1 protein-coding gene is annotated in these 277 nt (G+C 28.5%); it reads right to left on the bottom strand.

Features of this window, described 5'->3' with window-relative positions:
• The coding region (locus tag HMPREF3265_RS02130) for a transposase family protein (RefSeq protein WP_141764260.1) at positions 1-277 on the bottom strand (277 nt) is incomplete at both ends.

Below are 277 nucleotides of genomic sequence, written 5' to 3'. Positions count from 1 at the left end.
TCTAAAACTGCAAGTTTTGTTTTATTAGAAATAAAACAATGAGCGTCGACAATATTAGATTTAGCAGTAAAATGACTGTCACATGATTTACAATAAAATCTTTGTTTTTGAAGTTCTAAATAAGCGGGCATTTCCATAATTTTAAGTAAAGTAATCGTTGAGGTTTTCTTACCATTTTTTACTATTGAGAAATTTTCATTTTTAGTTGAACAATTTTCACAATGTGTAGGTTGATAAGTGAGCTCGGCATAGTAAAATAAGCTCATTCGTCCTTTAT

The sequence above is a fragment of the Staphylococcus sp. HMSC62B09 genome (assembly GCF_001839115.1).
Classification (GTDB): domain Bacteria; phylum Bacillota; class Bacilli; order Staphylococcales; family Staphylococcaceae; genus Staphylococcus; species Staphylococcus haemolyticus.
The sequence above is the reverse complement of the archived record's forward strand: the minus strand, read 5'-3'. Positions and strand labels throughout refer to the sequence as shown.